Annotated in this window: 17 protein-coding genes and 1 pseudogene; 9 read left to right on the top strand and 9 right to left on the bottom strand. The window is 37.1% G+C overall.

All coding sequences use genetic code 11. The annotated features are described in order from the left end of the window. The first annotated feature begins 1 nt into the window (after window position 1). Window positions 2–1,090: an efflux RND transporter periplasmic adaptor subunit gene (locus tag FUA48_RS14795; RefSeq protein WP_147584244.1), complete on the top strand. Its 1,089-nt coding sequence runs from the start codon at window positions 2–4 to the stop codon at window positions 1,088–1,090. A 345-nt stretch (window positions 1,091–1,435) separates the two neighbouring features. Here the strand turns inward: FUA48_RS14795 and FUA48_RS14790 are convergent, their stop codons facing one another. The 4 genes from FUA48_RS14790 to mnmE all read right to left on the bottom strand — a co-directional run bounded on the left by FUA48_RS14790 (window position 1,436) and on the right by mnmE (window position 7,519). Then, window positions 1,436–3,613, bottom strand: a complete 2,178-nt coding sequence (locus FUA48_RS14790) for a catalase (RefSeq protein ID WP_147584243.1) — start codon at window positions 3,611–3,613, stop codon at window positions 1,436–1,438. Between the two features lie 24 nt (window positions 3,614–3,637). After that, a complete protein-coding gene (locus tag FUA48_RS14785; RefSeq protein ID WP_147584242.1) occupies window positions 3,638–4,138 on the bottom strand; it encodes an ankyrin repeat domain-containing protein in 501 nt (166 codons plus the stop codon). A gap of 484 nt (window positions 4,139–4,622) precedes the next feature. Further along, window positions 4,623–5,867, bottom strand: a complete 1,245-nt coding sequence (locus FUA48_RS14780) for a DUF2254 domain-containing protein (protein WP_147584241.1) — start codon at window positions 5,865–5,867, stop codon at window positions 4,623–4,625. Window positions 5,868–6,121: 254 nt separating this feature from the next. After that, on the bottom strand, window positions 6,122–7,519 hold the full coding sequence (gene mnmE, locus FUA48_RS14775; protein ID WP_147584240.1) for a tRNA uridine-5-carboxymethylaminomethyl(34) synthesis GTPase MnmE: 1,398 nt from the start codon (window positions 7,517–7,519) through the stop codon (window positions 6,122–6,124). A gap of 159 nt (window positions 7,520–7,678) precedes the next feature. On the opposite strand from mnmE, the gene FUA48_RS14770 reads away from it, so the two are divergent. The 4 genes from FUA48_RS14770 (at window position 7,679) to FUA48_RS14755 (ending at window position 13,113) form a co-directional block, all read left to right on the top strand. Beyond that, window positions 7,679–9,322: an LVIVD repeat-containing protein gene (locus tag FUA48_RS14770; RefSeq protein ID WP_240732479.1), complete on the top strand. Its 1,644-nt coding sequence runs from the start codon at window positions 7,679–7,681 to the stop codon at window positions 9,320–9,322. A 142-nt stretch (window positions 9,323–9,464) separates the two neighbouring features. Continuing rightward, window positions 9,465–10,310 carry a universal stress protein gene (locus FUA48_RS14765; RefSeq protein WP_147584239.1) on the top strand — a complete coding sequence of 282 codons (846 nt, stop codon included), beginning with the start codon at window positions 9,465–9,467 and terminating at the stop codon, window positions 10,308–10,310. A 68-nt stretch (window positions 10,311–10,378) separates the two neighbouring features. Continuing rightward, window positions 10,379–12,154, top strand: coding sequence for a MutS-related protein (locus tag FUA48_RS14760; RefSeq protein ID WP_147584238.1), 1,776 nt, complete (start codon window positions 10,379–10,381; stop codon window positions 12,152–12,154). A 110-nt stretch (window positions 12,155–12,264) separates the two neighbouring features. Next, complete coding sequence (locus tag FUA48_RS14755) at window positions 12,265–13,113, top strand: alpha/beta fold hydrolase (protein WP_147584237.1); 849 nt, start codon at window positions 12,265–12,267, stop codon at window positions 13,111–13,113. A 158-nt stretch (window positions 13,114–13,271) separates the two neighbouring features. Here the strand turns inward: FUA48_RS14755 and dnaN are convergent, their stop codons facing one another. The 5 genes from dnaN to FUA48_RS14730 form a co-directional block, all read right to left on the bottom strand. Further along, on the bottom strand, window positions 13,272–14,390 hold the full coding sequence (gene dnaN, locus FUA48_RS14750; RefSeq protein WP_147584236.1) for a DNA polymerase III subunit beta: 1,119 nt from the start codon (window positions 14,388–14,390) through the stop codon (window positions 13,272–13,274). Between the two features lie 83 nt (window positions 14,391–14,473). Next, window positions 14,474–16,159: a gliding motility-associated ABC transporter substrate-binding protein GldG gene (gldG, locus tag FUA48_RS14745; RefSeq protein ID WP_147584235.1), complete on the bottom strand. Its 1,686-nt coding sequence runs from the start codon at window positions 16,157–16,159 to the stop codon at window positions 14,474–14,476. Further along, window positions 16,159–16,884: a gliding motility-associated ABC transporter permease subunit GldF gene (gldF, locus tag FUA48_RS14740; protein ID WP_147584234.1), complete on the bottom strand. Its 726-nt coding sequence runs from the start codon at window positions 16,882–16,884 to the stop codon at window positions 16,159–16,161. The genes gldG and gldF overlap by 1 nt, the downstream gene beginning before the upstream one ends. A gap of 42 nt (window positions 16,885–16,926) precedes the next feature. Next, window positions 16,927–17,223: a putative quinol monooxygenase gene (locus FUA48_RS14735; RefSeq protein ID WP_147584233.1), complete on the bottom strand. Its 297-nt coding sequence runs from the start codon at window positions 17,221–17,223 to the stop codon at window positions 16,927–16,929. 44 nt (window positions 17,224–17,267) lie between these two features. After that, window positions 17,268–18,095, bottom strand: coding sequence for an SAM hydrolase/SAM-dependent halogenase family protein (locus FUA48_RS14730; protein WP_147584232.1), 828 nt, complete (start codon window positions 18,093–18,095; stop codon window positions 17,268–17,270). A 103-nt stretch (window positions 18,096–18,198) separates the two neighbouring features. On the opposite strand from FUA48_RS14730, the pseudogene FUA48_RS14725 reads away from it, so the two are divergent. The 4 genes and pseudogenes from FUA48_RS14725 (at window position 18,199) to FUA48_RS14710 (ending at window position 21,056) form a co-directional block, all read left to right on the top strand. Next, window positions 18,199–19,147: pseudogene (locus FUA48_RS14725) on the top strand (PhoH family protein). A gap of 60 nt (window positions 19,148–19,207) precedes the next feature. Then, window positions 19,208–19,660, top strand: a complete 453-nt coding sequence (locus tag FUA48_RS14720) for a DUF5063 domain-containing protein (protein WP_147584231.1) — start codon at window positions 19,208–19,210, stop codon at window positions 19,658–19,660. Window positions 19,661–19,663: 3 nt separating this feature from the next. Then, complete coding sequence (locus FUA48_RS14715; protein WP_147584230.1) at window positions 19,664–20,056, top strand: hypothetical protein; 393 nt, start codon at window positions 19,664–19,666, stop codon at window positions 20,054–20,056. 52 nt (window positions 20,057–20,108) lie between these two features. After that, on the top strand, window positions 20,109–21,056 hold the full coding sequence (locus FUA48_RS14710) for a phosphoribosylaminoimidazolesuccinocarboxamide synthase (protein ID WP_147584229.1): 948 nt from the start codon (window positions 20,109–20,111) through the stop codon (window positions 21,054–21,056). Window positions 21,057–21,211 lie beyond the last annotated feature (155 nt).

Below are 21,211 nucleotides of genomic sequence, written 5' to 3'. Positions count from 1 at the left end.
TATGAAAAGATATTCAGTTAAAAACATCATACTATTACCGGGTTTGCTCTTATTGATGGCAGGCTGCGGAAAAACAGATAAGGAAGTTACGACAGAGTCCAAAGCTCCGGTTTTAGAAACATTTAATCTGCAAAAGGAAATACTTTCTTCAAGTGTTTCTATTCCGGCAGAGCTAACAGGCTTCCAGTATGTAGATCTTTATGCTAAAGTAAGCAGCTATGTAAAAGAACTTAAAGTGGATATAGGAAGCAAAGTGAAAAAAGGACAGCTTCTTATAGTGCTTGAGGCACCTGAGATAAGCTCGCAACTTGCAGCAGCCGAATCGCAATTACACAGTCAGGAAGCGGTGTACACAGCGAGTAATAGTACTTATAATCGTTTTTTAGAGACCAGTAAGGTAGAAGGTACTATTTCTAAAAATGACCTTGAAGTGGCATTGTCACGTAAAAACTCTGACTATGCCAAACTTCAGGCAGCAAAAGCGGCATATAAAGAAGTACAGATAATACAGAGCTATTTACAAATAAGAGCTCCTTTTGATGGTGTGGTAACGGCCCGTAATATTAATACTGGTGCTTATGTAGGACCGGCAGGCAAAGGATCGGAACTACCACTACTAACCGTGCAGGATGATAAAAAACTACGCCTTTCGGTATCTGTCCCTGAGACTTATGCAGCCTATCTTAAGCACGGAGACAGTATAAGCTTTACAGTCAGGTCATTGCCTAATCAAACCTTTAAGGCAAAGATTGCAAGAATGTCCGGAGCGCTTGATGCTAGGCTACGTTCTGAAAAAGTAGAGATGGACATTGAAAACAATACATTGCTAATGCCGGGTATGGTTGCTGAGGTTACATTACCATTAACGTCTGCAGATAGTACGTTTGTGGTTTCTAAGTCGGCTGTTGTAACCTATAGCGAAGGCACTTTTGTGGTAAAGTCTATTAACGGTAAAGCGCATAGAATTGCTGTAAAAAAGGGTAGGACAGAAGGTGATAAAGTAGAGATTTACAGTGATAGCCTTAGTACAGATGATAAACTGGTTAAACTGGCCAGTGAAGAAATAAGAGAAGGAACAGCCTTAAATTAATTAGGCATCTTGGTTAATTGTTTTGGAAAAAAGGGAGCTTATGCTCCCTTTTTTATATAGTTTTTATTTCTGTTGAAGTATTAAAAAGCCTCACTTTATCCTAAACTATACACTCCAGTCATCTTTTTCAACAGCACTATCTACCAATATTGAATTTCATTGCTGTAAATACCCGATAACGGTAACCTATACCGACTTTGGGATGCATTTCCGGTTAAAACTAACTGTATCAAAACAGTAAATGGCAGCAAGTCGGGTAAACCCAACCATAAACATGGCTGGTGTAGAAGGCCTTAACTCGTAACCAGCATAAAATATCCATTACCAAATACGTTATGAATAACCTTATTCGGTTATAAGTGCCTCCCGCTCCCAGACACGGTGTTGTCCCAAAAGGTCTGTAAATTCATCAGTAAACTGTTTTGACGTATTGTTATTGATCAATATACCGGGTATATCATTACTCTTCATGTTTGGTTTTGTACCGATGGAGGTCTTTTTAATAAGATTCTCCAAATCATTGTCGAAACCTATAACCTTGCAATGTCTGTAAGCATTATTAATAAACTCGATTATATTATTATTTTCTGTTAATGCAGTATTGTTTTTTGAAGAAGGAACATATACGGCATCAAACAATACTGAAGAGGAAGAGAAAAAGGCAAAATCGGCCTTAATTTCTTTTCCGGTATCTGTTTTGATATTTCCGGCATTAGGCGCCACTATTTTTGCTGAGGCACCTTTTGATTCAAGTGCTTTTTTTAGTGCTGTAAGCGATTTTTCGTTTACACCCTCTCCGCACAAAAAGGCTACCTGTCTGGTCTCAATTGTGTTGGTAACAGTAGGATTTTTTATCATGCTCAATGCATCACTCAGCTCATAATTCTTATTTAGTGGTTTTGGCTCATGCTTTTTTTGATCTGCATCTGCACCAATACCTTTATTCATTGGTTTTTCAGGTTTACCGGGAACAGTTAGACCTAATCCCTCCGCTACTTTTTTTGCCAGGGTCTTATCGACCTGGCTTAATAAACCCAGCATACGTTCGCGTATGGCAACCGTTTCTACTTTGCTCAGCTCAAAACGCAGCGCATTGATGATATGGTTTTGCTCCACGGATGTCTGACTATTAAAAAACAGGGCGGCCTGGCTGAAGTGATCGGAAAAACTTTCACTTCTTTCACGAACCTTATGTGCCTCAATACGTTCATAATAACTTACAAACCCTCCTTCCGATTCTTTAGCCTGTATAGGATAGTTATCATTTAAGGAATTAGGACTGTAATGTGTTTTACCAACATTTATTTCCTGTCGCATGTGTCCGTCGCGTTGATTGTTATGCATAGGTGCAATAGTCCGGTTTATGGGTATTTCATGAAAATTGGGACTACCCAGTCTTGATAGTTGTGTATCGGTATACGAAAAGAGCCTGCCCTGTAGCAGAGGATCATTTGTAAAGTCGATTCCAGGTACTACATGGCCCGGATGAAAAGCAACCTGTTCGGTTTCTGCAAAAAAGTTGTCAGGATTTCGGTTAAGTACCATCCTGCCTATAGGGGTTACGGGTACTATTTCTTCAGGAATAATCTTGGTAGGGTCAAGAAGGTCAAAATCAAACTTATGCTCATCCTCTTCCGGTACTAATTGTACACCAAATTCCCATTCAGGGAAATTACCCATTTCAATATTTTCATAAAGGTCACGCCTGTGAAAATCAGGGTCATTTCCTGATATTTTCAGGGCTTCATCCCAAACCACTCCATGTGTACCCAGCTTTGGTTTCAGATGAAATTTTACGAAGGTCGATTTTCCTTCTTTGTTTATAAAGCGGAAAGTATGGATGCCAAAACCTTCCATCATGCGTAAACTACGTGGTATGGCGCGGTCACTCATTGCCCACATAATCATATGCATGGATTCGGGCATAAGTGATATAAAATCCCAAAAAGTATCGTGGGCAGATTGTGCCTGTGGTATCTCATTATGAGGTTCGGGTTTTACAGCGTGTATAAGATCGGGGAATTTCATGGCATCCTGAATAAAGAATACAGGCATATTGTTGCCTACCATATCAAAATTACCTTCCTGAGTGTAAAATTTAATAGCAAAACCCCGAACATCACGGGCAAGGTCGGTTGATCCCCTAAAACCTGCTACAGTAGAAAAACGTACAAAAACAGGTGTCTTTACAGAAGTGTCATTAAGAAAGGAAGCTTTGGTGTAGTCGCTTACATTTCCGTAAGCCTCAAAGTAACCATGAGCACCTGAGCCGCGTGCATGAACAATACGTTCCGGTATGCGCTCATGGTCAAAATGAGTGATTTTTTCACGCATTATAAAATCTTCTAGTAGGGAAGGTCCTCTTTCTCCTGCCTTAACGGTATTATGATCATTATTTATTTTAACACCCTGATCAGTAGTTATAAACTGTCCTTCACTATATTCTCTGTTGCGTTCAAGATCTTGTGATTTGGCATCCTTTTCAGGATTAGTTTTTGAATTTTTAGTATTATCTTTTTTCATAGTTGGTTATTTATTTCTTTAGTTTTATTTCGAAATTTCGGTTTGTTTGGCAATAGCCAATAGTTTTTCTGCCACACTGTGATTACCTTGCTGCAGGGCCAAATCAAGAGCGGTAAGCCCGCGTATATCCTTAAGAGTATAGTCTGCTCCCTGTTCTAAGAGTAGATCTGCTATAATGTTACGTCCGAACATAACAGCAAACATTAAAGCAGTTCCACCATTACCGTGTTGTGCATCCAGATTAGCTCCATTGGCTATTAGTACTTTAGCTACTTCCACATGCCCTTTAAAGCAGGCTCCCATTAATGCTGTGTTTCTTCCATTATCGGTTGTGTCAGGATTAGCCCCAGCTTGTAACAGCAGTGCTACAGCTTCAGGCTGGTTATTGTAAGCAGCAATAATCAGGGGGGTAAAACCACGTTCATCCCTGATATTCAAGTTTACATTATGAGTAAAAATTTCCTGTAGGACAGGAAGGTTTCCCTGTCTCGAAGCCGCAAAAAGTGCTTGGGTAAGAGTAGTCATAGGATTTTATTTTTGGTATAGCAAATTACAAAATGCTGATACAGAGTATCCTTAATACTATCTTTAAGTTATGCTAAATCTTTCCCAACAATGGGGGAGTAGTGGATGTTAAGCATAATTTTATCTGTTAAATACAATTCCGGATGTTCGGAATCTTCATTTATCATTTCAATTTTTTCTTTTGTAGGTGTAATTATCTAGTAAGGAATGATAATGTGTCTTATTATTGCAGGAAAAATTAATAAATAGTAATAAGAAAAATTGGGCTATATTTTTCGTGGCTGTATCCTTAAAGATTGCGCCTTTTTGAATTTTGGAAACGAACGGCTCAATACATAAAGGCTCAGCAAAAGTTTCTTAACAAGGTACAGTTTAGGAACAACTGCAAGATCAAGGGAACCGTCATTTAGTTTTTGCCTGAGGCGTAAGGCTCATGCCGTATAGTTTTTACGTACCTGATAAATTACTTTATGATTTTTTATTTTTACGATAGAAAATTTAAAGTAGATTCTTCCTCAATTTTTTCATTTATTTTAAGTAGAAATTGATCTAAAAGGTTATGATATACATTTTTTACATCACTTTCTTTAAGCAGCATTACAGCCTTATACATTGCTTGCTGTATAAATTGATCGTTTTTACCATACTTCCATATCGGTAAGATACATTGATGAAAAATTTCTTCAAAACCGGAAGAAGGGCAATATATACGGGTGGTATTGTGGTTATCTTTATAGATTTCAGGTTGTTTACAATACAAACGGTTTGCTAAAACATTTGTTAGGGCATTAAGGCTCAAAACAGCGGTTGCAGGGTCATTTATCCCGGGGCTCAACGCTTTAATGGCTATTTCTGCAAGTTGTAAACAGCCATAGTCTGCGTTTTGATCTATAGGTTGTCCGTTATATAAATCAACAGTATTTATCACCTTATTCATCATTTCCTTATTCATGGGTTTTTTGGTGAAGATCTCTAATAGTACAGTGTCTTTTAATAGAAAGCTACTGCGTTTATAACGGAACTGTACTACCATATCATTTTCTGTAGCTGCTTTAAGAAGACTCTCTTTGTTGAATCCCTGAAAATAACCCGACTCCGGAACACTTATAGGAATACCTCCGGAGTTTACTACATTGTATTCTGATTCTCCTGTTTCAAATATCCCGGATATAGCGGTAAGTGTTTTTTTTTCTACTCTATCAATAACCGTCTCATATTTTACAGTTTTTGTGACATAGTCTAAAAAGTAAATAAACATGAAAATAGCTATTACAGTAAGAACAATAAGAAGGTATATACTTAACGATGGAATAGAAGTGTTATTGCTTGTGTCTCGTATGGTACTTAAAATGGTGAGAGCATATACAATGGTACCTATGTAACACCCAAGAACAATTTGCTGAAAACGGTTTTGAATCATACTGGTTAATACCCTGTTACTCATTTGCGATGCAGCCTGATTAAGTACTATCATGACCATAGAAAAGCTAAATACAGTAAGGGAAAGAAGTGCAGCAGCTATTGTTGAAATTATTGACCGTGCAGTACTGGCATCTTTTAAGCGAAGCCAATCTGTATTTGTCTTTAGGTTTGTACCTATTGAAGAGAAATCTATTTCAAGCATTATAATTGATAGTATTAAAAAGCATAGAGCAATTATACCCGGTAAAAAAGCAATACTACCAACTATCCTTTTATATAGGATGCGAAATTGATTTTTGATATTCATAAGCTTAAAAAATCTGTTAATTCCTAACTATCTATACAGATATTACAAGTTACAATAAATCTTGTAAGAATACTACCTTAATTTGTATTTAAGGATTAAATTAATCGCAAAAGAATAACCTACAATGGACAGAATACTTAACTTTTTATTATTTAATGTTACCTAATAAAGATAAAGTGTTTAAAAGTGAAAAACCAGTTAAATTTCTGTTTTGTAACAATTTAACTGGTTTTGTTTATGTTGTTTTGCGCCTGCTATTTTCCGATGCAGAAATTAGCAAAAATATTACCTAAAAGTTCATCGTTAGTGACCTGACCTGTTATTTCTCCAAAGAAATAAAGTGCCTGCCTTATGTCTATAGCCATAAGGTCTGCCGAAATTCCTGAACGTAGCCCAAACTGTACTTTTTGTATTTCCTCTAAAGCTTTTAATAACGAATCATAGTGTCTTGTATTAGTTACTATGGTTTCGTTATTGCGAAGAGCCCCTGTATTTACAAACGATAAAAGTTTTTCTTTCAATTCCTCAACTCCTGTGTTTTCTTTTGCAGAAAGTAGGTAAAGTTCAGGTATTTCATTTATAATTTCTGATTTTTGGGCATCAGTAAGTTTGTCTGCTTTATTACCTAAAACAACCAGAGGTTTTAAAGGGAATTGGTTTTTAATTTTTTCGATCTCTATTTTCAGGCGTTTCATCTGTGTTTCTTCAGTAGCTAGTTGAGAGCTGTCTACTAAATAGATAACAACCTGAGCCTGTTCTATTTTCTCAAAAGTCTTTTTAATACCAATGCTTTCCACTACATCCTGTGTTTCCCTTATACCGGCAGTATCTATAAAACGAAAGCCTATACCATTTATAACCAGTTCATCTTCAATAGTATCTCGGGTAGTCCCTGCAATATCCGATACTATGGCACGCTCTTCATTAAGTAGTGCATTTAAAAGTGTAGACTTACCTACATTCGGTTCACCTACTATAGCTACAGGTATACCGTTTTTAATAACATTACCTACAGCAAAAGAGTCTATAAGCCTTTTAAGAACAAATTCTATTCTGTCTAAAAGGTCATGGAATTGTGTCCTGTCTGCAAATTCAACATCTTCTTCAGCAAAATCCAGTTCAAGCTCAATAAGTGAGGCAAAATTTAAAAGTTCATCCCTAAGTTTGGCAATTTCGTTAGAAAACCCACCACGCATCTGCTGCATAGCAATTTGGTGTGATGCCTCATTATCACTGGCTATCAGGTCGGCCACAGCCTCAGCTTGAGATAAGTCCAATTTACCATTTAGAAACGCCCTCAGGGTAAATTCTCCGGCATTTGCCATTCGGCATCCCTGACGAAGCATAAGCTGGATTATCTGTTGCTGAATATAGGTAGAACCATGACATGATATTTCAACCGTATTTTCTCCTGTGTAAGAATTTGGTCCTTTAAAAACCGAAAGCAGCACCTGATCGTATATCCTGTTGTCTTCGGCAATATGCCCAAGATGAATGGTATGTGTTTTTTGCTTAGTGATATCCTTGCCAGAAACAGAGCGGAAAACCTTTGAAGCAATGGTTATGGCATCGTTTCCTGAAAGTCGAATAATGGCAATAGCCCCGGCACCTGATGGTGTGGCAAGGGCAACAATGGTATCCTGAGAAATCATAAACAAAAATTTTATGCAAAGATAGTATTAAAACGAACAACTGCATTGTTTTACCATTCATCGCAAGAAAAGAGTCAATTAACTAAAAAATGATTTTCTATAATTAAGTATCAATACATTTGTATCATAATTTATAATAAACCCCACAAACAACTAAGAATGAAGATTAATTTTATGCGTTTTGGCGCACTTTTAGGAGCAGTTCTTTTAATGATTTCCTGTAATAATGATGATAACACTATCAACAATAATAATGTTCAGGAAAAAATTATTTTAAATACAGATTCTTCCACATTAAACAATCGAATCAAATTTGACAATTCAGGAGTTTTAGATATTAACCTTCCGTTTGCAGGAAAGGATAATGATCCTGTAGCCGGTAGCTTCCCTTTAGAGCTTGTAGCAGAAATTAATCCTCCTGTATACCAGGGTTTAACGCTTAAAGCTACTCACGTGGCTATTAACGGTAATTATGCTTATGTATCTTATAATATGCAGGGTGAAGCTTATGCAGGTGCAATAGATGTAATAGATATTACAAATCCTAACGTTCCACAGCTTGTTATGCAGGCTATATTGCCTAATACAGATGTAAGCTCGGTAAGTTACGATAACGGAGTATTATATATAGCAGGTGCTGCCAGTATTGATGCATACCAAGATTTAGATTCTCCTGCTTTTGTAGCTGCAATGACACTTTCTAACGGATTATTGACTACAAACTATGCCCAAACTACCCTAACAGGTAATGTAGGGACATCTGTAACTTCATCGGGTAACAAATACTTTGCAGTATCTGGTGATAACGGAGCGCTGGCTCAGCTAAACAAATCTACTCATCAGGTAGAAATGGCTATTCCTGTAAGCGATTTAAGGGCAGTAGCTTATAACAGCAATAAAGTAGTAATCCTTAGCGGTACTCAGGGGATTAAGGTTTATAACGCAAATAATCTTAACCAGCAAAACACATTTGCAACTTCTCAGGATGTTGCAGATGCCAAAAGAACTATCGATTTTCTTGGTAATAACTCATTGTTAGTTTCTGAAGGTTATAACGGACTTGGAGTTTATAACATGAACTCTGGTAATAAAACACAAACGGTTACTGTACCAACATCTGTTGAGGGTGTAGATCCGTCTGACATTACTACTAATGCAGTATCTGTTAATGACGATAAAGTTTATATAGCTAATGGTGGTGCAGGTCTTTACATTTATCAGAACGGTAACGGAAACCAGGGGCTTGACATTATGGGTTCTATAAACCTTGGCAGTTCTTGTAATTATGTTATAAGTAAAGACAAATATATTTTTGCAGCGATGGGTAACGGCGGACTTAAAATAGTTCATATCCTTTCTAATGTACAAACTATAGACTGTACTGACTTTCCTACCTATAATGGTTCTGCATGGTTAAATGTAAACTCTAACCAAACTAAAGAATATCAGGGTTCGGCTTCAATACAGGGAGCTAACATCAATTCTAACTCTAATCTTACCTTCTGTGGTTCGCTTGCAGTTTCTCAGGGGCTTAATGTAAACAGTAACGGTACTTTTTATATGAAAGGTTCTTTGGCACAAGGTCAGGCTAACAACCCTTGGTTATCGCTTAACGTAAACAGTAATGCAATATTTAGGGTAGAAGGTAGCGTGGTTATATATGGTAACCTTGTTTTAAACAGTAATTCTACTATAGAGTTTGTAGGCTCAGGCTCATCAATAACCATATATGGTAATGTTACAAAAGGAAGCAATGTAACAATTACAGGTACTTATACAGATACTTTTAATAAGCTAAACTAGAAATACAAAAACGACACAAATTATTTTGCCGGCTTTAAGCCGGCTTTTTTTTTAACAAAAACCTTACAAACAACCCTGATAAATATCATAATTTAGGTGTGTAAATTTTGTAACTTTACAGGAATCAACACTAAACTAAATTATGAAGCGTATTCTTTTTCCTACGGATTTTTCTCATGCCGCAAAAGCAGCTTATGTTTATGCACTGCGCTTTGCCGACAGTTTTAATGCCGAGCTTATTATACTCCATGTTTACGATCTTCCGATTGTAGATACTCCGCCTATGCCGGAAATGACCAAAGAGATTTTTGACATTGTGGAGATGAATCAGTTTGAAAGCTTTAGGGAAGAACTCCCTGAGCTTCATAGAATAGCAGAGAGTAAGGGACTGGGCCATGTAAAAATGAGAAACGTCCTGCTTTACGGAGATCTTGTTTATAACATCAATAAGGTTTGTAAAGATGAAGCAGCCGATTTTATAATAATGGGTACTAAAGGTGCCAGCGGATTAAAAGAAACGTTTATAGGCTCTACTACAGCATCTGTAATGTCTAATACCGAAGTACCTGTATTAGCGGTGCCGGAAGAAGCTGAGTTTCATCATCAGATAAAAAATATAGCCTTTACCACACAGTATAAGGAAAAAGATAACGATGCCCTTAGACAGGCACTTGAAATATCCGACAGGTTTAATGCTACGGTTCAATGCCTATACATTAAAAACCCTGATGATCCATCCGATATAGATGAGCGTATTGCCGAATGGAAACTGTATTACAGGGATGAGAATATTGATTTCTTTAATATAGCGGGAGACCATATAGAGCAGACAATTCTTGATTTTATTGAGAGTCAGCATGTTGATATGCTGGTTATGCGCAAGCACAAAAGAAACTTTTTTGAAAGGCTTTTCCATAGTAGCCTGACTAAAAAAATGGCCTATCATACCAAGATACCTTTGTTGGTTTTTAAGGAACAGGAAAAATAATATATTATCCCGCCATTTGGCGGGATTTTTTATGCCTTATATTATATTTGCTACTTAACCGTACTATAATGGATTTTTATACATCACGCCTTTCACAATTTACCCAGGAACTTGAACTTTTAAAAAAACGCTATAACACTATAAGTTTATTAAGGCTTATTGCTGCTGTATGCTTTCTGTTTTTTGGCTGGCAGGCTATTAAGAACAGTTGGGATATGCTGTTTAACCTTACCAGTATGTTTATTTGTGCCATTGCTTTTATAGTACTGATGAAAAAGCACTCGCAGGTAGCTAAAGCAAAAACCAGGGCAATTGCATTGGTAGAAATCAATAAGAATGAAATAGCCTATTTAAAACGTGAGGCAATTCCGTTTCCTGACGGAGGTGAGTTTGTAGATTTTCATCATACCTATTCCTACGATCTGGATATGTTTGGCAACAAGTCATTGTTTCATAATATTAACCGTACGGAAACCTATAGAGGTAAAGTAAAACTAGCCTCTATGCTTTTAAAAGTCCTGCCACAGCAGGAAATACTTCAAAATCAGGAAGCCATAAAAGAGCTTGCCGATAAGGCCGAGTGGAGGCAGGAAATAAGGGCCTTGGGGAAGGTTAATAAGGATAGCAATATTCTATATAAAAAGCTTACCGACTGGAGTAAAAAAGGGCTGTATGAAATTCCGAAATGGACAATGGTACTGGCTTATGTATTGCCAATATTATTAGCAGCCTGCTTATTAGGGTACATATTTGTTAGGGAAGAGAAACTGCTCACCTATGCAGGCTATCTTTTTATCTTTAATCTGGGTTTTGTTTCATCCCGATTTAAATTAATTAAAGCAGAAATAGCCGATACTACAGAGCTTCATGAGATTATTTATAACTACAGCCTTATAATTGAACAGATAGAGAACGAAACTTTTAAAAGTGAAAAGTTACAACAACTGCAAAAAAAGCTTTTACTGAATAACCATAAGGCAGGAGAGCAGATTAAAGTACTTTCTGAACTTTTTTCAAGAATGGATACGGTTAATAACCTCTTTGTGATGATTGCTTTTAACGGAGGTTTCCTATTTCATCTGCATACGCTTAATTCGCTTTTAAAATGGAAAAAACAGCATGCAGAGGCAGTTTCAGAATGGCTTGAGGTAATTGCTGAGGCCGAAGCCTTAAGCAGTATTGCCAATCTGTATTACAATAACCCCGATTTTGTATTCCCGCAGCTTAATAATGAATATAAAATATCCTTTACTAATGTTGCACATCCGTTGCTTAATGCACAGACGAGGGTAGGCAATGATGTTGATTTCAATCCGAAGTTTATGATTCTAACAGGATCTAACATGTCGGGTAAAAGTACATTTTTAAGAAGTTTAGGAGTAAATATGGTATTAGCTGGCATTGGGGCTCCTGTTTGTGCCACTCAGGCTAATATACACCCGATGCCTGTGTTGGTTTCCATGAGACTTTCCGATTCATTATCTGACAGTGAATCGTACTTCTATGCTGAAATAAAGCGTTTAAAACAGATTATGGACAGTCTGGAACAGGAAAAGGCATTTGTGTTATTGGATGAAATACTTCGTGGTACGAACTCTGACGATAAGCGTACGGGAACTATTGAAGTGGTTAAGAAAATGGTTGCCCGAAAGGCTATTGGCGCTATTGCAACCCACGATGTTGAAGTTTGTAATACCACTTTTAAATATCCGGAAGATTTGAGTAATAATTGTTTTGAAGCACAGATTATTAATAACGACCTTTATTTTGATTATACACTTAGGGAAGGTATTTGTAAAAACAAAAGTGCGACTTTCCTTATGGAAAAAATGGGTGTTATATAAACAGCACCTGGTTTAACTTTTATTAACAGCTAAATATTTCTTAATGAGGTAAATGCTGATTTTTGGCTTAGTAACTTTATGCTATTATTAATTCAAAACAATAAAAAGTTATGCCATTTATTACAACAAATTCTGTTAGTTTATCCGGAAGTTCAGAAGAAGTAAAGATATTTTATCAGGATATCGGTAGGGGCAAACCGGTAGTTTTAATTCACGGTTGGCCGCTTAATCATGCCATGTGGGAATACCAGCTTAACGAGCTTCCTAAACATAATATTAGAGTTATAGCTTACGACAGGAGAGGATTCGGAATGTCTTCACGCCCTTGGGAAGGTTATGACTACGATACCTTTGCTTCCGATCTTAAAGCACTTATAGAAGAACTTGAGCTTAACGATGTGACCCTTGTAGGTTTTTCAATGGGAGGCGGAGAAGTAGCCCGTTACCTTTCTAAATACAATGAGGACGGAAGAGTTACAAAAGCAGCTCTTATAAGCGCTGTAACGCCTTATTTATTGCTTACGGATGATAATCCTACAGGAGTGAATCAAAGTACGTTTGATGCTATTCATGATCAGTTAGAGCAGGACAGGGCACATTTTCTGGCAGGTTTTGGTAAAACCTTCTTTGGGGTTCATTTGTTTAGCCATCCTGTTAGTGACGACCATTTACAGCATACCCTTAATATGGCAATGAACTCTGCCGGATATGCAACCATCAAATCAATGCAGGCATGGTCTACAACCGATTTCAGGAGAGATTTACCTAAGATAAAAATCCCTTTACTTATAATTCACGGTAAGGCCGATGAAACGGTACCTATTGATGGTTCTGCCGAAGAAACCGCCAAATACGTGCCTCACAGTCAATATATAATATATGATGATGCTCCTCACGGGCTTTTCTATACACATAGGGAGAAATTTAATGAGGATATTATAAACTTTATAAATTCATAATTTGCTAATACTATTAGCAAAGAAAAAAACCGCAACTCAATTAAGTGTTGCGGTTTTTATATATAAAAAGGGTTGGATAAATAGCTTATTTAAGGCAACAGTTCTCTAATCGTGCTATGTTTACGATTAAGTTTTGTACTGTTTTAAAAACTAAGGTATTAGCTGTTTAGCATAACAGGCATTACCAGCATGGTAACGGTTTCTCCTTCATCAAGCCCGTCTATAGGGGTAAGGATACCGGCACGGTTTGGTAACGACATTTCCAGCATAATTTCGTCGCTTTGCAGGTTAGTAAGCATCTCAGTAAGGAAACGCGAATTGAAACCTATCTGCATATCATCACCCTGGTAATCACAAGTAAGTCTTTCTTCTGCTTTGTTTGAGTAATCAATATCCTCAGCAGAAATGTTTAGTTCTGTACCTGCAATTTTAAGACGTATTTGGTGGGTAGTCTTGTTAGAGAAGATGGCCACACGACGAACAGAGCTTAAGAAAGAAGTCCTGTTTATTAAAAGCTTATTAGGATTCTCTTTAGGTATAACCGCTTCGTAGTTAGGGTATTTACCGTCAATTAGTCGGCAGGTTAATACGTAGTTGTCAAAAGAGAATGTAGCGTTAGAATCGTTGTACTCAATTTTAACTTCAGCATCAGATGTTGCAAGGATACCTTTAAGTATGTTAAGCGGCTTTCTTGGCATGATAAAATCGGCCACCTGAGAAGCTTTTACATCAGTTCTTGCATATTTAACCAGTTTGTGAGCATCGGTAGCTACAAAAGTAAGTCCCTCCGGTGAGAACTGGAAAAATACACCCGACATTACCGGACGAAGATCGTCGTTACCGGCAGCAAAAATAGTTTTACTTACTGCTGTTGCAAGTACATCTGCAGGAACCAGGGTAGAAGAAGGATCTTCAAGCGATACCGCTTTAGGGAATTCTTCACCTGCTGCATAAGCAAGTGCATATTTACCCGAGTTTGAGCTTATTTCTATAGTGTTGTTATCTTCTACAGTAAAAGTAAGCGGCTGCTCCGGGAATGTTTTTAAGGTTTCCAGTAACAGTTTTGCAGGCACGGCAACGCTACCCTGACTCTCTGAATCTATTTCAAGAGTAGCAGACATTGTTGTTTCAAGGTCTGAAGCAGAAACCGTAAGCTCATTGCTGTTTAATTCAAAAAGGAAGTTATCTAGAATAGGCAGTGTGTTACTGCTGTTGATAACGCTTCCTAAAACCTGAAGCTGTTTTAGTAAATATGAACTGGATACTATAAATTTCATTTCTTTATTCTTTGATTTTCGTAAAAATTACGTTTCACAAATATATCGTAATCAAACCGAATGTGAAATATTTTTTATTAACACTATCGGGAATACTTCCTTTTTCTGATGAACGTAAACAGCAAGCCGAATACAAGCAAAATTATTATTGGTAATCCGACAGTTATAAACTGCGCGGTTGTATATTGTTCATAAACTTTTTCCTTATCCAGTAACGGAAGGTCTACATCTTTGCTTCGGATGTTAATAAGTCCGTTATCATCTAACAGATAATTTACGCAGTTCATAAGGAAAGGCTTGTTGTCATAAAGGCTGTTTGTCCATTTGTCATAACCAAGCTCAAGCGGCTGATACGATTTGTCCAGCTGGTTTTTTATAATGTCTCCATCAGATATGATAATCATTTTGTTTTCACCCCCTACAGGCTTAAAAGAAGAGTCTTTAAACGGTAATACCCTGTTCTCGTAAACCGAATGGAACTTACCTTCTAAAAGGACAGAAACAGGGATATCGCCCTGCCCTTCATAATCAGAAGGATTCGTTTTCTCATTAACCATGCTAAGGCTTATCTGGGTAGGTATACCCAGTCTTTTAGAATAGGGTGATGAGTGTAGTAAAACAGTCTTCTTGATATCATTTTTAAGCGTATCTATCGAGTTAGCGAACTCAAAACGGATACCACTCATATTCTTAACGATAGGGTTTTCTGAATCAGGATATACAAAAGGAGATAGTTTCCAAAGGAAGTCCTGATATTCTGTTTGGCTGCCTCTTTGGCCTACAGCAAGTTTTATTGAAGTTGCCAACTCGTCTTTAATAAGATCTGGATTGACTCTTACTCCATATTTAAAGAACATATCGGTAAGATTCAGATTTCGGTTAAAGGCAAGAGTATTGCCGGTCTCGTTATACAGGCTATCCATCTCAGCCTGTACCTGATCTATCATCCACAGCGTTTTACCGCCATTTATTATAAACTGATCCAATACCTGTTTTTCCTCTTCGGTAAACTCTTTTGTAGGTTTTGCAATGATGGCAAGGTCAAAATCGTTTAAAAGCTTTAATGTTTTGATTGGGTCTTTTGCAACCGAATCCAGTGTTACAGGACCTATGAAATAGCTTTCTCCGGCCTGTTTAAGAAAATCGGCAATAAGAAGGTCGTGTAACTCACCATTACCTTTAATAACCGCTATTTTTTTCTCTTTTTCATTTATAGCTTTGCTGATAGCTTCGGCAAAAGCATATTCTAAATGCTGTACAGAACTTACCACTTTTTCTGCGGTTGAAGTGGTCATTACATTTTTAAGTAACTGTACTTTAGATGTTTTTGTCCCGTAGTTTACCATTGCCCAGGGGAAAACCACCTCCTGGCTTTGTTTTCCTTTATCGTCAACAGTTACACTTATAGGAGTAAGGCCTCTGCTGTAAAGCATACGCATATCTTCCTGCATGTTATCCTCGTTTTCAAGAGGGTTTTCAAACTGGAAAATAATATTAGAATTATGCGCCTTAAACTCTTCTAAAAGCTGCCTTGTTTCTGTTTGCAGCCTTTTAAACTCTCCCGGAAATTTTCCGTCAAGTAAAACATCTATATATAAAGGCTCATCTATCTGGTCGATAAGATTTAAAGTAGCTTGAGATAGGGTGTAACGTTTATCCTGGGTAAGGTCAAAACGTTTAAATAAATAACTTCCTGCTATATTCAGGGCTATTAAAATTACAACGGTAATAAGCAGTTGTTTCCTTATGTGTTTTTTAGTCTGTTCCATTACCATTTAAGAGTTTTAAGTTTATAAACAGTAAGCGATAAGAACAGGATAGTAATGCTGACAAAGTAAATAACATCTCTGGTGTCTATTACACCGCGGCTCATACTCTTAAAGTGGTAATCCATACCAAGAGAGGAAATAAACCCGCTAAAGCCTCCTATAAGACCTGAAGCGCCCTCAAAACCAAAATAGAACAAAAAGCAAAGGAATACCGAAACGATAAATGCTACAATCTGATTATCTGAAAGGGCAGAGGTAAATATACCAATTGCAGTATATCCCGCTATAAGGAACAATAGCCCGAAATAAGAGCCTAAAGTGCTGCCCATGTCAATATTACCTTCAGGGTTACCAAGTGATGATAGTACGAATACATACACTACTGTAGGTAGTATTGCTAATACTATTAGCAAAAGGGCACCAAAAAATTTGCCGTTAACTATTTCCCAAACGGTAAGTGGTTTTGTAAAAAGTAATTCTATAGTTCCCTGTTTTTTCTCGTCGCTAAAGCTACGCATGGTAACTGCCGGGATAAGGAATATAAGTATCCACGGTGCAAGGGTGAAGAAAGGGCTTAAATCGGCAAATCCACTGTTAAGTATATTAAAGTCGCCATCAAAAACCCACAGGAACAACCCGTTTAGTAAAAGGAAAATTGCAATAACCAAATACCCTATGGGCGAACCAAAAAAGGATTTGATTTCTCTTAGCAGCAAAGCTTTCATTAGTAATGCCTGTTTTTAAATCAAAGGTTAATAGTTGTATTCTTAGGGTAAAGTTACTACTTTATCCACACTCCATGCCTGAGGCTTGTCTTTAAACAGTTTTTTTGTAAAAGACCATACTTCATCAAACAGGTCAGAATAGCGGTAACTTTCAAGATCTTCTTCGGTTTCCCAATAGCTATAGGTAAAAAATACCGAAGGGTCCTGTTTGTCCCTGTATAATTCTAAAAAACGGTTACCCGGATAGTTTCGTATGTGTTGTTTGAATTCGTGGAAATTATTAAGGAACAAATCAACCTTATCTTCCTGGAAACTCATTTTTACAATTCGTACAAACATACTGCTTTTATATTAATATTATAAGTGTTTATAATTATACCAAACTATTTAAAAACCACATTAACCACATCCCTGAACTTAAGCCCTAAAAGGGTTCTTGCGGTACCTACGGTTTGAGGGTTACTTCTGTAAATGGCAATTTCAAGGAAGCCTGCCTCGTTAAAAATAGCCAGCTTTTCGCCTTCATAATCTTTAAGTGAAAATTTAGTGTTCACGGCAAAATCAGAATAACTCTCCTTAACCGACTTGATGGTCTTAGTACTGAAGGTAATTTCAAAATCCCTGCCTCTTGCTACCTCTTTAATAAGCTTTTGCGAAATATTGGTCACACAGTTACCAAAGTGGTCTATATATACCACATAACCCTTAATGGAGTTTTTATCTCCCGCAACAACAGCCTGCAGTTCATTAGTTTCCTTAAGTGACTGTATTTCTTTCCCTATAACACTTAATGATCCTCCTTTAGCCAGATGACAGGCGACAGTTACAAATGCATCCATATCGGTTGAGCCACCTGGCAAGCGGTCGTGAATATTTATTTCAACAATGCGCTGCGGAACCATTTTTCGTGTAAGTATACTAAGGATACCGTTATCGGCACAAACAAAATAATGGTCGTTCCATTGCATGGCTATGTGCCTGTTTTCCTTAGTAAGCTCTGCGTCAACCCCTATTAGGTGTACCGTACCTTTAGGGAAACTGTTATAGGCTGCGCCCACTACATAACTGGCTTCCGATACGTTAAAGAGATCTATGTCGTGAGAAATGTCAATAATACGGGCATCTGCATAATCAGATATAATTTTCCCTTTCAAAGCGCCCACAAAATGGTCTTTGATACCAAAGTCAGTAGTAAGGGTAATTATTGACATAAAATTGTGCAAAAGTTTTAAAAAGTGGTTTTAAAAATTCACTAAATTTGAATGCAAAGCTAATAATTATATAGCTATCATTTCTAATTAAAAACAACTGCTTTTGAACGAAAGAACTATTGAACTTGTTGACATCGCTCCGAAAGATTTTTGGGGCGCTCAGGATTCCCATCTTGAAACCATTAAAAAATACTACCCTAAGCTAAAGATTGTAGCACGCGGTACCACACTTAAAGCCTTTGGCGAAAAGGAGATGCTCGACGAGTTTGAAAAGCGGTTTAAGAGGCTTATGCTTCACTTTTCACGCTATAACAATATAGACGATAATGTTATTGAAAGGGTAATACAGAGTGATTCTCAAGTTGAGATGATGGACTCTAAAGATAAAATTTTAGTGCATGGTGTAGGAGGTAAGCTTATTAAAGGCAATGACTCCAAATCAGCAAAAGCTGGTAGATTACATGGCTAAAAATGATATGGTATTTGCCATAGGCCCTGCCGGTACAGGTAAAACCTATACAGGTGTTGCCCTTGCTGTAAAGGCACTAAAGGAGAAACAGGTAAAGCGTATTATACTTACACGCCCGGCTGTAGAGGCAGGGGAGAACCTTGGTTTTCTTCCGGGGGATATGAAAGAAAAGCTTGACCCTTATATGCAGCCATTGTATGATGCCCTTAGGGATATGCTTCCTCCCGAAAAACTGGAGGACTATTTACTGAAAGGTATTATACAGATAGCGCCGCTTGCTTTTATGAGGGGACGTACGCTTGATAATGCTTTTGTAATACTGGATGAGGCTCAAAACACCACGCATTCGCAAATGAAGATGTTCCTTACCCGTATGGGGCGTAATGCTAAGTTTATGATAACCGGTGACCCCGGACAGGTAGACTTGCCGAGAAGAACCATATCCGGGCTTAAAGAGGCAATTTTAATATTAAAAGATGTTGACGGTGTAGGTATTTTATACCTGGATGATAAAGATATCGTTCGCCACAAACTTGTGAAGAAAATTATTGATGCTTATAAAAGCATAGAGAACCACGATTAATAATTCGGGGCTATTGGCCCCGTTTTTTTTCCATCTCAATGCTTTTTAAAACTATAAAAGATGGAAGAATCAAAAAAACTTTTATCCCTTATTGATGCAGTAGCAAAATGGGGGGTATACACAAATCCGACTGAAACCGCTCTGGAGGAATTAAGGCGCAGCCTGGCAGAACTTTATGCGTTTTGCGTAAATATTCACTATGATTTTGATGAGGAGTATTATCCTGATTCGCCGGATACGGATTATAATGCCATAAGGCAAACCATTGCAGTTAATTTTCCCGATTTTGGGTATTATTACGTGCTTTCTACTTTTAATCCTAATGAAAATCCGGAGCTATACATGGGCGACGCTATTGATGACCTGGCAGATATAATAAGTGATTTGCTGGAGACCAAATGGCGTTATGAGCATAATGGGGAGACCGATGCCTTATGGTTTTTGGAATTAAGTTTTGTTTCTCATTTTGAACAACATATTATAGATTTGCTGCATTATATAAGAAATACATAATTAATGATGGATTTTGCTAAACCAAAGAATGCTGTTCTTTTTACATTTATTTTATTAATTCTAACGGCTATTTACATAGAGTTTGAGTATGGAATGGAAAATTTCGGAATTAATAAAACAGTAGGCTATACCTGGGAGTTCAGTAATATAAAAGCTGTTTTGTCTTTGCTAGTGTTATTTCTTTCTTTTTTTAGTTACTGTGTAATGTGGTTTTTTGATTTGAAATTAAATAAATCACTTACTCTTTTTAATTTAGCCTTCCTTGTTTTTTGCCTGGCAGTGATGAGTTCAGGTTTTCAGACTGTTTTAAGTATATATGCATTACTAATACTTATTGTAAATATAACTTATGCAATAAGAATTAAAATGTATGATAAAAAGCAAAATTTGCAATAATAAGTTTCTTATTTTTGCAGCTTGTTAAACATGAAATAATAATACATAGGTAATGAACACCATCACGACCACTGATTTCAATTTTCCGGGACAAAAATCGGTTTACCGCGGTAAGGTAAGAGAAGTATATAATATTAACGACGAGCTGCTTGTTATGATAGCTACAGACAGGCTTTCTGCTTTTGACGTGGTTATGCCTAAAGGTATACCTTACAAAGGTCAGATTCTTAATCAGATAGCTACTAAATTTATGCGTCTTACCGAAGATATCGTACCTAACTGGTTAATTGATACTCCGGATCCTAATGTTGCAGTAGGTCATTTATGTACGCCTTTTAAGGTGGAAATGGTTATTCGTGGTTATCTTTCAGGACACGCGGCGCGTGAGTATGCAGCAGGTAAAAGAGTGCTTTGTGGTGTAGAAATGCCAGAAGGCTTAAAAGAGAATGATAAATTCCCTTCACCTATTATTACCCCAACTACTAAGGCAGATAATGGTGAGCATGATATGGATATCTCTCGTGAAGATATTCTTGCAAATGGTATAGTAACAGAGGAAGATTACCTTGTACTTGAAAAATATACAAGAGACCTTTTTCAGAGAGGTACCGAAATTGCTGCTTCAAGAGGCCTTATTCTTGTTGATACCAAATATGAGTTTGGTAAGACTAAAGAAGGTAAGATTGTACTGATAGATGAGATACATACACCAGACTCTTCCCGTTATTTTTATGCAGACGGTTACCAGGAGCGTCAAAATAAAGGAGAGGCTCAAAAACAGCTTTCTAAAGAGTTTGTTAGACAGTGGCTTATTGCTAACGGTTTTCAGGGAAAAGAAGGCCAGCAGATACCGGAAATGACCGAAGAGTACATTGAGAGTGTTTCTGAAAGGTATATTGAACTGTATGAGAATATTTTAGGAGAGAAGTTTGCCAAAGCGGATATTTCTAACATAAATGATCGTATTGAAAAAAATGTTGTCGCTTTTTTAAACAAATAATTTTTTACATAAAAAATCGTTGAAAGCGTCCTGCATATGCAGGACGCTTTTGTTTTTATATGCCTGCATAGTAAGATGATTTGTGTTAAAATAATGTTAAAAATAATATAACTCTGTAACGATTAGGTTTTTGTGAACGTCTATTACAGTAAATC

It is taken from the genome of Flavobacterium alkalisoli (assembly GCF_008000935.1).
Taxonomy (GTDB): domain Bacteria; phylum Bacteroidota; class Bacteroidia; order Flavobacteriales; family Flavobacteriaceae; genus Flavobacterium; species Flavobacterium alkalisoli.
The sequence above is the reverse complement of the archived record's forward strand: the minus strand, read 5'-3'. Positions and strand labels throughout refer to the sequence as shown.

Coding starts and splice junctions, on each gene's coding strand:
- FUA48_RS14795 (WP_147584244.1), top strand. CDS start 2: ATGAAAAGATATTCAGTTAAAAACATCATACTATTACCGGGTTTGCTC.
- FUA48_RS14790 (WP_147584243.1), bottom strand. CDS start 3,613: ATGAAAAAAGATAATACTAAAAATTCAAAAACTAATCCTGAAAAGGAT.
- FUA48_RS14785 (WP_147584242.1), bottom strand. CDS start 4,138: ATGACTACTCTTACCCAAGCACTTTTTGCGGCTTCGAGACAGGGAAAC.
- FUA48_RS14780 (WP_147584241.1), bottom strand. CDS start 5,867: ATGAATATCAAAAATCAATTTCGCATCCTATATAAAAGGATAGTTGGT.
- mnmE (WP_147584240.1), bottom strand. CDS start 7,519: ATGATTTCTCAGGATACCATTGTTGCCCTTGCCACACCATCAGGTGCC.
- FUA48_RS14770 (WP_240732479.1), top strand. CDS start 7,679: ATGAAGATTAATTTTATGCGTTTTGGCGCACTTTTAGGAGCAGTTCTT.
- FUA48_RS14765 (WP_147584239.1), top strand. CDS start 9,465: ATGAAGCGTATTCTTTTTCCTACGGATTTTTCTCATGCCGCAAAAGCA.
- FUA48_RS14760 (WP_147584238.1), top strand. CDS start 10,379: ATGGATTTTTATACATCACGCCTTTCACAATTTACCCAGGAACTTGAA.
- FUA48_RS14755 (WP_147584237.1), top strand. CDS start 12,265: ATGCCATTTATTACAACAAATTCTGTTAGTTTATCCGGAAGTTCAGAA.
- dnaN (WP_147584236.1), bottom strand. CDS start 14,390: ATGAAATTTATAGTATCCAGTTCATATTTACTAAAACAGCTTCAGGTT.
- gldG (WP_147584235.1), bottom strand. CDS start 16,159: ATGGAACAGACTAAAAAACACATAAGGAAACAACTGCTTATTACCGTT.
- gldF (WP_147584234.1), bottom strand. CDS start 16,884: ATGAAAGCTTTGCTGCTAAGAGAAATCAAATCCTTTTTTGGTTCGCCC.
- FUA48_RS14735 (WP_147584233.1), bottom strand. CDS start 17,223: ATGTTTGTACGAATTGTAAAAATGAGTTTCCAGGAAGATAAGGTTGAT.
- FUA48_RS14730 (WP_147584232.1), bottom strand. CDS start 18,095: ATGTCAATAATTACCCTTACTACTGACTTTGGTATCAAAGACCATTTT.
- FUA48_RS14720 (WP_147584231.1), top strand. CDS start 19,208: ATGGAAGAATCAAAAAAACTTTTATCCCTTATTGATGCAGTAGCAAAA.
- FUA48_RS14715 (WP_147584230.1), top strand. CDS start 19,664: ATGATGGATTTTGCTAAACCAAAGAATGCTGTTCTTTTTACATTTATT.
- FUA48_RS14710 (WP_147584229.1), top strand. CDS start 20,109: ATGAACACCATCACGACCACTGATTTCAATTTTCCGGGACAAAAATCG.